Genomic DNA, 11,963 nt, shown 5'->3' with positions numbered 1-11,963 from the left:
ATGACACGACCACCGACCGTCACACTCCTGACGCCGTTGCGTGTGCACCGATTACGCATGATGTTGGGTTTCGAACTCGGCGCTGCGATCGGGATCTGGATCCTGGTTCTCGCGGTGCAGTGGACCATGACGCAAGCGGGAGAATCTGCGTTCGCAGTGTCGGCCGTACAGTTCGCCGCCAGCCTGCCGTTCTTTCTGCTCTCTCTCCCCCTCGGCGCCGTCGCGGAGCACGCCGGCCATCGAACTCTGTTGACCGGCACGGCGATCGGTCTACTGATCACGTCGGCAGTGCTCACGGCGCTCCAGGCCCTCGACCTCGCGACGACGCCGGTTCTGATGGCGGCCGTGTTCCTGTCGGGGTGCGGTCTGGCGTCGGTGGCGATCGTCTGGCAATCGCTGCTGCCGACGCTGGCAACCCGCGAGATGATGACCGTCGTGCCCGCGATCGACGGTGCCATCTTCAACGGTGCGCGCGCCATCGGTCCGGTACTCGGCGGAGCGCTCCTGGCCGCATGGGGCGCTACCTCGACCTTCGGCCTCGTCACGGTCGTGTTCGCGATCTGCGTTGTCCTGGCCGCCAGTCAGATCCCGCCCCGGTCCGGGCGAGTCCCCAAGACCGAGTCGGTTCTCGAATCGGTGGCGACGAGTCTGCGGTTCATCCGTCACTCGCGTTGGACGCGGAGGTTGTTGTTCCGTGTCGTGATGTTCGGCCTGCCGGCGAGTTGCCTGTGGGCTCTGCTGCCGGTCGTGGCGTACGAGATGCTTCACGTGACGACGATCGAGTTCGGAGTGTTGTCCGGAGCGATCGGTGTCGGCGCGGTGGCGGGCACCATCGCCTCGATGCCTCTGCGAAGCCGCCTGAGCTGGAACGTGTTCGCGGCCCTGGGCTCTGCCGCGTACGCACTGGTTCTGCTGGGTATCGCCGTCGTGGCGTGGATGCCCGTCGTGGTCGCTCTGCTGGTGATCGTCGGCGCGGCCTGGGTGGGCGTGCAGAGTACGTGGATGATCGCGACGCACGCGGTCGTGCCACCCTGGATCAAAGCTCGAGTGATCGCCGTCGTGATGCTGACGTTCCAGGGCAGCCAAGCAGTCGGTGCCCTTCTGTGGGGATTTCTCGCCGACACGATGGGGCTCGTCTCCGCGGTCGTAGTCTCCGCCATCGCGATGTCGGTGTCGTCGATCGGACTGCTGCGCCGAGGCATTCTGCCCAGCGATTCGATCGCGCCCGATCCGTCCGGTGCCGCCGGCCCTCCCGAACTCGAACCGCATCATCGTGGAGCGACGATCGTCGTCGAGACGACGTACGCGGTCCTCCCGCAACGTGCGGACCACTTCGTCCACGCCATGACTCGTCTGAGGTCGTCGCGCCTGCGCCTCGGCGCATCGCGGTGGGCGCTGACCAGGGTGAGCGACTCCGCCTCCACGTACGTCGAATTCTGCACCTTTCGGAACTGGTCCGAGTATTCCGCCCAGGAGACCGTCCGTCTCACTGTCCCGGAACGGCTCGTTCGAACGGACCTCGCGCTCGACCTGGCGGAGGAACCGCGTGTTCGAGTTCTCGTCCGCCCCAGAACACCCGCCGACAGAACCGAGTCCACATGAACGATCACTTTCCCCACCTGTTCTCACCGATCCGGATCGGCGGACTCACGCTGAAGAACAGACTGGTCGCACTCCCGGCGGGCACGTCGATGGCGGTCGACGGTGTGCCCACCCACGGGGACACCGAGCACGTCGAGCGTCTGGCCGCGGGTGGGGTGGGCTTGATCATCGGGGGTGCCACGGTCGTGCACCCGACGACGACTCTGCGATCGCGCAAGCTGATCGAGGCCTACCGGGTCGACGTCATTCCGAGCACAGCGGCCAAAGTGTCTGCCGCGCATCGCCACGACGCACGATTCATCGGCCAACTCTGCCATCTCGGACGTGAGTTCATCGGCGGCGAATCGGATGCGCCACCCTCCGCGCCCTCGGCGATCAAGACCGCGCGCGACGCCTACCCACCCCACGAACTGTCGGTCGCGGAGATCGAGGATATCGTCGAGGGTTGGCGCACGTCGACGCGAAACCTGGTGCGAGCAGGTGTCGACGGGGTGGAGCTCCACGCTGCGCACGGGTATCTCCCCGCTCAGTTCATGTCCCCGCTCACGAACCGACGGACGGACGATTTCGGCGGCTCGTTCGACGGCCGAATGCGCTTCACCCGCTTGGTGATCGAGGCGATGCGGTCGGAGATGCCCGCAGGGCTCGCGCTCGGAGTGAGGTTGAGCGGGGAGGAGGAGATCCCCGGCGGAATGACGATCGACGACTGCGTTCGTATCGCCGAGAACGTGGCCGCGGTCGGCGTCGACTACTTCAGCATCACCCACGGCACCCGCGGGAAGTACGTCAAGGATTCCACCGGCGCGGACGCGGTCGCGATCCCGTCGGCTGCGAGGGTCCGATCGGCGACCGGGACACCGACTCTCGTCGGACAGCGTATTCGCGATGCGGGCGTTGCGGACCACGCCATCAAGACCGGACAGGTGGACATGGTCGGCATGGCGCGGGCGCTGATAGCGGACCCCGAACTGCCGAACAAGTCCCGAACCGGTCGCCTCGACGAGATACGCGGCTGCCTCGGCGTCAACCAGGACTGCAGGGCCTTCGACCCGCATCTGCACTGCGCGGTCAATGCCGAGATCGGGCGTGGTCGCCACGTCGACGTCGGTCGACGAGCCCACGCGACGAAGGACGTCATCGTGATCGGCGGCGGCCCCGCCGGCCTGGAAGCCGCTCGCGTGGCCGCAGGGAGGGGCCACCGCGTCACCGTGTTCGAGAAGAGCAGTGCCCTCGGAGGATCCGTACGCGTGGCTGCCTCGGCGCCCCATCGCGCGACGCTCATCGACATCGTCGACTATCTGGCACGTGAGATGCGTCGGCTGAAGGTCGAGGTTCACCTGTCGGCCGGAATCGGCGAGGACGACCTGGACGAGATTCGCTCCGCGTCGGACCACATCGTGGTGGCGACAGGATCGCGTCCCGCGGACGTGACCCCGTCCCTCCGGACGCGGACCGCCTACAGCGTCGACGACGTTCTGCTCGGCCGCGTATCGAGCGATGCGGGCAGGGTGGTGGTGTTCGACGACGGTGACGGCTTCTGGCCGGCGTACAGCGCAGCCGAAGCACTCGTGCAGCGTGGATGGGAGGTCACCGTGGCCACGACGCTCACGGCTCTCGCGTCCCGAATCCCCACCGAGAGTGCAGGACCGCTGCTCGATCGACTGGGTGACGCAGGGGTCGACTTCAAAATCGCGCACGCCCTTCACGTCCCCGACGACTCGGCAGATCCGGTGACCCTGCGCCCGGTCTTCGGGACGGGCGACCTGCCCTACGAGGACGCCGCCATCGTGTGGCACCAGCCGCGAGTGGCACTGTCGTCGTTCGGACTCGACTCGAGCTCCACCGTCAGCGTCATCGGAGATTGCGTCACACCACGGCGCATCGGTCACGCGATCGCAGAGGGATATCGAACAGGCGCAGAAATCTAGAACTCCGATGCCGCTGAACCACACCAGCGGCACATCACGAAAGAAATGGAGACACATCATGTCGTTCGTACTCGTGCACGGTGCCGGAATGGGCGCGTCGTGTTGGGACCGCCTCGTACCGCGGTTGACCGGTCGCGTGGTCGCGGTCGACCTTCCCGGCCGCGGTAAACGCGCAGACATCGACCTGCGCACCGTCACCCTGGAGGACTGCGCCGACGCAATCGTCGCGGACGTGGAGCGTGAGGATGTCACCGACATCGTGCTGGTGGCCCACTCGTTCGCCGGAGTGTCGGTCCCGCGCGTTCTCGACAGGCTGCAGGACCGTGTCCGGCACGTGGTCTTCCTGGCCGCGGTAGTCCCGCCGGACGGAACGGCGGTGATCGACGGGATCGATCCTGCGGTTCGCGACATCGTGAAGGCGTCCATCGTGGACGGCAGATACGTCCAGGGCCCCGAGGGGGCACAGGCCATGTTGTGCAACGACATGGACGACGAGCAGACCGCGTGGACTCTCGAGCAGCTCGTCGACGACTCCGGCGCGCTGCTCACCGAGACCGTCGATCTCTCCGGCCTCCAGGTCGACGTCCCCCGCACCTACATCCGGACGGCGAGGGACACGTGCTACCCGCCGGAACTGCAGGAAGCCTCGTCCGCACTGGTCCGCGCCGGAGCCGGGTCGGGGCACGTCGTGCACATGGACTCCGGACACATGCCGATGATCAGCGCCCCCGACCGCCTCGCAACGCTGCTCGAATCCCTCTCCGCCGACTGAGTTCCGACGGTGACGCCCGCGAGGTCATCCCAGTCGGACGAGCGTCTTACCGATGTTCTCCCCTGCCAGCATCGAGACCAGTGCGGCCGGGGCCGAATCGAGCCCGTCGAATACCCATTCGTCGTACCCGAGACGGCCCGCGTCGATGAGGGAGGTGATCTCCGCGCGCATGTCGGCTTCGAGGTGCAGGAACGATCCGGCCCGGTACCCCCGCATCGACAGATTCTTCGACACGAACTGGAACAGGTTGCCGGGAAGACTCGGCGGGTCGGCCGCGTCGTACTGGGACATCTGGCCGCACATCGCGATACGTCCGTTCGGTCGGAGTGCGTCGATCGCTGCAGTCAGGTGATCACCGCCGACACAGTCGAAGTACGCGTCGATGCCGTCCGGCGCCGCGGCGGCCACCGCCGCGGGCAGAGATTCGTGATGATCGAAGGCGTCCGCCAGGCCGGACGCTCGCAGATGGGCCACCTTGGCCGCGGAGCCTGCCGATCCGATGACGGTGGCCCCTCGTGCCACCGCGAGTCCCGCCGCGAGCCCACCGACCGCACCGGCAGCGGACGACACCCACACCGTGTCCGCGGGCCCCACATCGAGGATGCCGATCATCCCCGCGTACGCGGTGAGACCGGAACTGCCCAGGGGCCCGAGGAACCACTGTTCGGGCAGACCGCCCGGACGGACGACGGTGGGCGACCCGTAGCCGCCGATCGTCGCGGTGTCGGCCGAGATGAGGGCGTGCTCGCGGAAACCCAGTGTGTGAGTGACGATGTCACCGACAGCGAAAGCGGAGCTTTCCGATCGTTCGACGACGCCGAGAGCGAGACCTTCCAGTGCCTGCCCCGGCGCGAAGGGCGGTAGATAGCCTCCCGGCGTCTGCCTCGACAGCCGGATGCGGATCGACGGATCGATCGAGAGCCACGTGTTGCGGACGAGCACGTCGCCGGAACGGAGCTCGGGCAACGGCGCCTCCACCACCTCGAGGTCACCACTCGTCAGTGCGCCGTTCGGCCACGAACGCAACACGACGTGACGGGTCGAGGTCACCCCGGTCATGCCGCACCGACCGCGCTCGGGGTCACCCCGGTCCACCGCCGGAAGGCACGCCGGAACGCCCGTGGCTCCGAGTAGCCCAATCGGGCCGACACGATGTCCAGGGCCTCGCCGCGCCGAAGCGCCTCCACCGCGCGGGCGGCGTCGTGTCGAGCACGCAGAGCACCCAGAGTGGTCGACTCACCGGCGAGCAGGCGCCGTAGGTGCGGCTCGCTGATGTGGAGAGCGCGGGCCACCGCGGTGGTGCTCGGCAGGGGTCCGCGGCCACAGGATGCGAACTCGTCGAGCACCCGTCGAGATACCGGCCGCGCGTCGTGGACGGCCGTTCGGTCACCACACACCATCGAAACCCCTTTTCCTCTAACTGAAGTCAGTTCATGTTAACCTGATCGTCGACCCGAAGGGAACCACCATGGCGATCGATCTGACCTACGACCCCGTCGTCCGCGAGTGGATCGAGCGCACCCGCACGTTCACCCGCGAGCACGTCCTGCCCATCGAGGACAAGTTCCTCGGTGACGTGACCGCCGCGGGCGGCGACGACCTACGCCGGGAACTACAGGCCGCAGCCAAGGACGCAGCAGTCTTCGCTCCCCACGCGCCCCGCGAGTACGGCGGCGGCGGACTGTCCATGAGCGACCGCGCCCCCGTGTTCGAAGAAGCCGGCTACTCCCTCTTCGGACCGATCGCGACGAACATCGGCGCCCCCGACGAAGGCAACGTCCACCTGCTCGCCCACGTCGCCTCCCCCGCCCAGAAGGAACAGTTCCTCGCCCCCCTCGCCCGCGGCGACGTGCGGTCCGCATTCGCGATGACCGAACCCGCCCCCGGCGCCGGCTCGGACCCCTCCGCCCTCACCACCACCGCCACCCGCACCGACGGCGGCTGGCGCATCGACGGCCACAAATGGTTCATCACCGGCGCGGACGGCGCCGGATTCTTCATCGTCATGGCCCGCACCTCCGGCACCCCCGGCGACCGCGGCGGCGCCACGATGTTCCTCGTCCCCGCCGACACCGCCGGCATCACCGTCGGCCGCCACATCAGCACCCTCGACCGCGCCATGATCGGCGGGCACTGCGAAGTCACCTTCGACCGCGTCGTCGTGCCCGAGGACAACGTCCTCGGCGCCGTCGACGAAGGATTCACCTACGCCCAGGTCCGCCTCGGACCCGCCCGCATGACCCACGTCATGCGATGGCTCGGCGCCGCCCGACGCGGACACGACGTCGCCGTCACCCACGTCGCCCACCGCGAGGGCTTCGGCAGCCGCCTCGGCGACCTCGGCATGGTGCAGAAGATGATCGCCGACAACGAGATCGACATCGCCGCCACCCGAGCCCTGCTCGTCGCCGCCTGCCACGCACTCGACCTCGGCGACCCCGCGAGCAACGAGACCTCCATCGCCAAGACCTTCGCCGCCGAAGCCATCTTCCGCATCGTCGACCGCGGCGTGCAGATGTGCGGCGGACTCGGTGTCTCCGACGACCTGCCCCTCGCCCGACTCTCCCGCGAGGTCCGCCCCTTCCGCGTCTACGACGGCCCCTCCGAAGTGCACCGGTGGGCCATCGCCAAACGCGCCGTCGGCGCCGCCCGCCGCGCCGCGAAGGCGCAGCCGTGACCACCACCCTCCCCGGCATGAACGTCGCCGCACTCGAGACGTTCCTGCGCGACACCGGCATCGACATCACCGGAAAACTGTGCGTCGATCGCATCGCAGGAGGCCGGTCCAACCTCACCTACCGCGCCCACGACGACACCACATCCTGGATCGTGCGGCGCCCCCCGGTCAGCGGACTGACCCCCTCCGCCCACGACATGGCCCGCGAGTGGACCGTCACCCGCGCCCTGGCCGGCACCGACGTCCCCGTCGCCACGGCCGTCGCCTTCGACGCCGACGGCGCCACCCTCGGAGCGCCGATGACCGTCGTCGAGTTCGTCCCCGGACAGGTCGTGCGCACCCGCACCGACCTCGACGCCCTCACCGACGACGACATCGCCGCGAACACCAGCGAACTCGTCCGTGTCCTCGCCGCGCTGCACGCCGTCGACCACCACGAGGTCGGACTCGCGGACTTCGGTCGGCCCGACGGATTCACCGCCCGCCAGGTCGCCACCTGGGGACGGCAATGGCACCGCGTCAAGACCCGCGACCTGAACGACATCGACCGACTGCACCAGGCCCTCACCGACGCCGTCCCCGCCCACTGCGCCGCCGCCATCGTGCACGGCGACTACCGCGTCGACAACACCATCCTCACCCACGGCGAACCCGGAACCGTTGCCGCACTCGTCGACTGGGAGATGTCCACCCTCGGTGACCCCCTCACCGACATCGCCCTCATGTGCGCCTACCGCCAACCCATGTTCGACACCGTCCTCGGCGTCGACGCCGCCTGGACCTCCCCTCGCTATCCCGACGCCGACGACCTCGCCCAGCACTACGCCGTCGCATCCGGACGCGACCTCGCCCACTGGAGCTTCTACCGCGCCCTCGCCGACTTCAAGATCGCCGTCATCGCCGAAGGCATCGCACACCGCGCCGCCACCTCCGACGACACGGACGGCACCGCCGCGGCAGCCGCCCACGCCACGGCCGAATTCGCCGCAGCCGGGCTGAGTGCGTTCTCACGGTGACCCGCACACACCACTTCTGATCGAGAGGCCGACAGCAATGAACGACATCGAGTGCGACGTACTGGTGATCGGCGGTGGGATGGCCGGTCTGACCGCCGGAGCCCGCGCCGCGTCCGCAGGCAGATCCGTCGTCGTGGTGGAGGTCGGCGATGATGTCGGCGGATCCGCGCGCTATGCCGGATACGTGTGGACGGCACCGGATCACACCGTCATGAACGCACAGAACCCGCACGGCGACCCCGCCCTGAGACGACTGCTGGTGGACCGGTTCCAGGACGGCGTGCAGTGGTTGCGTGACACCGGCGTGGAGGTGGGCGATGCGCAGCGAATCCTGTCCTTCGGGCGAGGACACAAGTTCGACACCAACCAGTACGTCGATCTGTGCAGGCGGATCGTCCTCGAGTCCGGCGGATCGGTCCTGCTGAACACGTGCACCGAGAACCTGTCGTTCGAGAACGGCGTCGTCACCGGTGCGATGATCCGCACCGGCGCAGCGGAGCTACGGAAAGTGCGGGCGGCGCACACCGTACTAGCCACCGGCGGTTTCCAAGGGTCCGCAGCGCTGCTCGAGAAGCACGTTCATCCGAACGCAGGGCGCATGCAACTGCGCTCGAACCCCCACAGCGCGGGCGTGGGCCTGACACTCGCCGAGAGTGTCGGCGCTGCCGCCGGCACGACGAACGCCGGCTTCTACGGGCACCTGATTCCCAGCGGGGTGACCCTGACGGACCCGTCCGATTTCGTCGACATGTCGCTGTACTACAGCGAACACGCGCTCCTGTTCGATCTCGACGGGACGCGCTTCGTCGACGAGACACTCGGTGATCACCTCACGACGATGGCTCTGCTCGACCGGCGAGAGGCACGCGGCCTCCTCGTGGCGGACGCTCGCGTCCACCGGGACTGGGTCCTGGCGTCGTACGTCGAGGGCGCCGTGGCCGTCGACAAGTTCGCACTGGCGAGCAAGCGCGGCGGTCGGGTCGGACGAGCGGACACGCTGGAGGAACTCGAATACCTGCCGGAGGACTGGGGATACGACGGAGCCGCCATCGCGGCCGCGATCGCCGAGTTCAACGAGTCCACCACGTCGGCGGAGGGACCGACACCGGGACGAGCGCTGGATGCGGGCGCGCTGAGCGAACCCCCGTACTACGTCATCGAAGCCGTCCCGGCCGTCACCTTCCCGTTTCACGGCATCAGAGTCGACGGCGACGCCCGTGTTCTGACACCGGAAGGCGAGCCGATTCCGGGCCTGCTGGCAGCTGGTTCCGACACGGGCGGCCTGTGGAACCGGGCGTACGCAGGCGGTCTGGCGGCCGCTCTGGTGCTCGGACTCGTCGCCGCGGAGACTGCCGGCTGAGTCTCTGCCTCGTTCGCTCACCCCCTCGGGGCCCTCGACCCGACGGAATTGGGCTACTCGCTACGAACCGCACTGCACGCTGCCAGCACGTAAGAACCGAAAAAGCGGCCATGCGAATCGCATAACCGCTGATCAGATACTTCTCGGAGCCGCCTAAGAGAATCGAACTCTTGACCTTTTCATTACGAGTGAAATGCTCTACCGACTGAGCTAAGGCGGCGCGGCTCCCGAAGGAACCTTCACAAGTTTAACCGGTCCCCCCGCTCGATCCCAAAACGGGGGTCAGCGGGCGGCCGCGCCGAGGGTGGCGACCATCGCGTCGACCGCGAACTTCGGCTTCACGTTCATCGACAGCGCCTCCCGGCACACCAGGATCGCCTCGATGCACTGCAGCAAGGACTCCGGTGATGCGACGGAGGCGAGGCCGCGGGCCTGGTCCTCCATGTCGGGGTGGGTCATCGTCGATACAGCGCCGTAGGACTGTGCAAGCGCATCGCGGTAGAGACCGGCGAGGTCGATCAGCGCACGATCGAGCGAGTCGCGTCCCGTGCGGGTGCGACGGGACTTCTGGCGCTGCTCGAGCTCCTTCAATACTCCGGCGGATCCACGGAGTGCGCCTGCCGCACCCTTTCCGGTGCCGCCGGCGCCGAGCGAGGTCCGGAGCTCGTCCGTCTCCCGCTCGTCCCTCTCGGCGTTGATCTGCAACGAGTCGGCCTCCGCGGCCTTCACCAATTCTTCGACCACCGCATACTGCGTTGCGGGACGCAAGGCGGCCTTGGCGATCCCCAGGGCGCGTTGGCGGCGATCACGGGCATCCGGATCCGTCGCCAAACGTCGTGCCCGGCCGACATGTCCACCGCCGACGGACGCCGCCCACAGAGCGGTCTTCTCGTCGAGTCCGTCGTTCTCCTGCAGCACACGGGCGATGTCCGCGGGCTTGGGTGTCACCAACGCCACGTGCCGACACCGCGACCGGATGGTCACGGCGATGTCCTCGGGATCCACCGACGGCGCGCACAGCAGGAAGATGGTGCGTGCAGGTGGTTCCTCGACCGCTTTCAACAACGCGTTGTAGGCGCGCTCACCCAGACGGTCGGCGTCCTCGATGACGACGATCTGCCACTTACCGGTCGTGGGACGACGTGCCGCCATCTGCACGACCTCACGCATCTCCTTGACCGAGATGCTCAGGCCTTGCGGGACGATGCGCCGCACGTCTCCGTGCGTGCCGTGCATCGTGGTGGTGCACGCGTGGCAGTGGCCGCATCCGATGACGTCCGGGTCGGTGCACTGCAGAGCGGCGGCGAAACACACGGCTGCGATGGAGCGGCCTGATCCGGGAGGCCCGGTGAACAGCCACGAGTGAGTCATGCGGGAGCCGATGTCCCCCTCGCGAGCAGCAGCTGCGGCGTCGGAGAGTTCCGCCACGACCTCGTGCTGCCCCACCAACCGTTCGAACACGCCCGCCATGGAAGCGAGCCTAGTGGTCCTGTGCGACAGCCTTGCCTCGGCGAGAGGCCAGCACCTTGGACACACCCGTCATCACCGCGACGACGATCGATCCGACCACGAACCCGATCACCGCGGACGCCAACGTGTTGACGATCCAGGCGAGCACTCCACCGATGCCGGCGACGTCGTGGACCGCGTCCTCCATATGGTGGACGAACTCGTAGATCGGGTGGAATCCCAACTCGTCGATACCGTTCAGCAGAATGTGCCCGCCGACCCACAGCATCGCGGCGGTGCCCACCACGGACAGCACGGACATGACCTTCGGCATGCCCTTCACCAGACCGCGCCCGATCGTCTGCGCGACGCCCGACGACGTGTCGGCCAAGCGGAGACCGATGTCGTCCATCTTCACGATCAGCCCGACCACGCCGTAGACGAGCACAGTGATCACCACGGCAACGACAGCCAGGATGATCAGGCGGCTCCAGAAACCCTCCGCGGCGATGGTGTCCAGCGCGATGACCATGATCTCCGCCGACAGGATCAGGTCTGTCCGGACGGCACCGGCGACGACGGTGTCCTCGTCGCGAGGTCCGTCCTCGTCGTGGTCATGAGCGCCGTGCCCGGAGACCGCGCCCCAGATCTTGTGCACCGCTTCGTAACTCAGGTATGCGCCGCCGACCATGAGGATCGGCGTCAACAACCACGGCAGGAACTGGCTCAGCAGAAGCGCGATAGGCAAGATGATGATGAGCTTGTTGCGGAGAGAACCGATGGCGATGCGCCGAACGATGGGCAGTTCGCGCTCCGCCGCCAGACCCCGCACGTACTGCGGAGTGACGGCAGTGTCGTCGATGACCACTCCCGCAGCCTTCGCTGTCGCCTTGCCGGTGGCAGCGCCGACGTCGTCGATGGACGCGGCGGCGAGTCGAGCGAGCGCCGCGACGTCGTCGAGCAGGGCAACAAGTCCGCCGGCCATGAGAACTCCTGAAACGTAGGTCAGTGGTGACTGTGAGAGTACCGCCGCCGGGCACTCCCCAACCGCGCATCCGTGCGCACACACGCTCCGCTAGCTGCACACCCCCTGCAACCTGCAGCAAGCCGTGTCCGGTTGCAGCAACCTGTGTGAACACCCCTCGCAGCCCGCACTCCT

General features: G+C 67.7%; 10 protein-coding genes and 1 tRNA gene. 6 read left to right on the top strand and 5 right to left on the bottom strand.

The genetic code is table 11. The annotated features are described in order from the left end of the window. The 3 genes from RU01_RS17025 to RU01_RS17015 are packed head-to-tail and all read left to right on the top strand — an operon-like array spanning position 1 to position 4,302. Positions 1–1,602, top strand: a complete 1,602-nt coding sequence (locus tag RU01_RS17025) for an MFS transporter (RefSeq protein WP_197074802.1) — start codon at positions 1–3, stop codon at positions 1,600–1,602. Then, positions 1,599–3,530, top strand: coding sequence for an oxidoreductase (locus RU01_RS17020; RefSeq protein ID WP_042575763.1), 1,932 nt, complete (start codon positions 1,599–1,601; stop codon positions 3,528–3,530). The genes RU01_RS17025 and RU01_RS17020 overlap by 4 nt, the downstream gene beginning before the upstream one ends. Before the next feature lie 58 nt (positions 3,531–3,588). Next, positions 3,589–4,302 (top strand): alpha/beta fold hydrolase, encoded by a 714-nt coding sequence (locus tag RU01_RS17015; RefSeq protein WP_042575762.1) that lies wholly within the window; start codon positions 3,589–3,591, stop codon positions 4,300–4,302. A gap of 24 nt (positions 4,303–4,326) precedes the next feature. Here the strand turns inward: RU01_RS17015 and RU01_RS17010 are convergent, their stop codons facing one another. Both RU01_RS17010 and RU01_RS17005 read right to left on the bottom strand, forming a co-directional pair. Beyond that, positions 4,327–5,361, bottom strand: coding sequence for an MDR family NADP-dependent oxidoreductase (locus tag RU01_RS17010; protein WP_052493333.1), 1,035 nt, complete (start codon positions 5,359–5,361; stop codon positions 4,327–4,329). Further along, on the bottom strand, positions 5,358–5,702 hold the full coding sequence (locus tag RU01_RS17005; RefSeq protein ID WP_082043192.1) for a helix-turn-helix domain-containing protein: 345 nt from the start codon (positions 5,700–5,702) through the stop codon (positions 5,358–5,360). Before RU01_RS17005 ends, RU01_RS17010 begins: the two co-directional genes overlap by 4 nt. 68 nt (positions 5,703–5,770) lie before the next feature. Here RU01_RS17005 and RU01_RS17000 point away from each other — a divergent pair, with 68 nt between their 5' ends. From RU01_RS17000 to RU01_RS16990, 3 genes are read left to right on the top strand one after another with little or no spacing between them, the layout of a single operon-like run. Beyond that, positions 5,771–6,979: an acyl-CoA dehydrogenase family protein gene (locus tag RU01_RS17000; RefSeq protein WP_042575761.1), complete on the top strand. Its 1,209-nt coding sequence runs from the start codon at positions 5,771–5,773 to the stop codon at positions 6,977–6,979. 17 nt (positions 6,980–6,996) lie between these two features. Beyond that, entirely contained in the window at positions 6,997–7,995 is a 999-nt protein-coding gene (locus RU01_RS16995; RefSeq protein ID WP_042575805.1) for a phosphotransferase family protein, read from the top strand. Positions 7,996–8,032: 37 nt separating this feature from the next. Next, positions 8,033–9,355, top strand: a complete 1,323-nt coding sequence (locus RU01_RS16990; protein WP_042575760.1) for an FAD-binding protein — start codon at positions 8,033–8,035, stop codon at positions 9,353–9,355. Between the two features lie 147 nt (positions 9,356–9,502). On the opposite strand, the gene RU01_RS16985 is transcribed toward RU01_RS16990, so the two are convergent. The 3 genes from RU01_RS16985 to RU01_RS16975 form a co-directional block, all read right to left on the bottom strand. Then, a tRNA-Thr gene (locus RU01_RS16985) sits at positions 9,503–9,575 on the bottom strand. Positions 9,576–9,637: 62 nt separating this feature from the next. Next, entirely contained in the window at positions 9,638–10,825 is a 1,188-nt protein-coding gene (locus RU01_RS16980; RefSeq protein ID WP_042575759.1) for a DNA polymerase III subunit delta', read from the bottom strand. Positions 10,826–10,835: 10 nt separating this feature from the next. Then, the gene (locus RU01_RS16975) at positions 10,836–11,789 is read right to left on the bottom strand and encodes a DUF808 domain-containing protein (RefSeq protein ID WP_042575758.1); all 954 of its coding nucleotides are present in this window, start codon (positions 11,787–11,789) and stop codon (positions 10,836–10,838) included. Positions 11,790–11,963: the final 174 nt, after the last annotated feature.

The organism is Rhodococcus sp. MEB064, assembly GCF_000834565.1.
Lineage (GTDB): Bacteria > Actinomycetota > Actinomycetes > Mycobacteriales > Mycobacteriaceae > Rhodococcoides.
Note: the sequence above shows the minus strand (reverse complement) of the source record. Positions and strands in the feature narration are given on the sequence as shown.

Excerpts from the sequence above, each read along its gene's own strand:
- RU01_RS17025 (WP_197074802.1), top strand. The coding sequence starts at position 1 with ATGACACGACCACCGACCGTCACACTCCTGACGCCGTTGCGTGTGCAC.
- RU01_RS17020 (WP_042575763.1), top strand. The coding sequence starts at position 1,599 with ATGAACGATCACTTTCCCCACCTGTTCTCACCGATCCGGATCGGCGGA.
- RU01_RS17005 (WP_082043192.1), bottom strand. The coding sequence starts at position 5,702 with ATGGTGTGTGGTGACCGAACGGCCGTCCACGACGCGCGGCCGGTATCT.
- RU01_RS17015 (WP_042575762.1), top strand. The coding sequence starts at position 3,589 with ATGTCGTTCGTACTCGTGCACGGTGCCGGAATGGGCGCGTCGTGTTGG.
- RU01_RS16990 (WP_042575760.1), top strand. The coding sequence starts at position 8,033 with ATGAACGACATCGAGTGCGACGTACTGGTGATCGGCGGTGGGATGGCC.
- RU01_RS16995 (WP_042575805.1), top strand. The coding sequence starts at position 6,997 with ATGAACGTCGCCGCACTCGAGACGTTCCTGCGCGACACCGGCATCGAC.
- RU01_RS16980 (WP_042575759.1), bottom strand. The coding sequence starts at position 10,825 with ATGGCGGGCGTGTTCGAACGGTTGGTGGGGCAGCACGAGGTCGTGGCG.
- RU01_RS17010 (WP_052493333.1), bottom strand. The coding sequence starts at position 5,361 with ATGACCGGGGTGACCTCGACCCGTCACGTCGTGTTGCGTTCGTGGCCG.
- RU01_RS16975 (WP_042575758.1), bottom strand. The coding sequence starts at position 11,789 with ATGGCCGGCGGACTTGTTGCCCTGCTCGACGACGTCGCGGCGCTCGCT.
- RU01_RS17000 (WP_042575761.1), top strand. The coding sequence starts at position 5,771 with ATGGCGATCGATCTGACCTACGACCCCGTCGTCCGCGAGTGGATCGAG.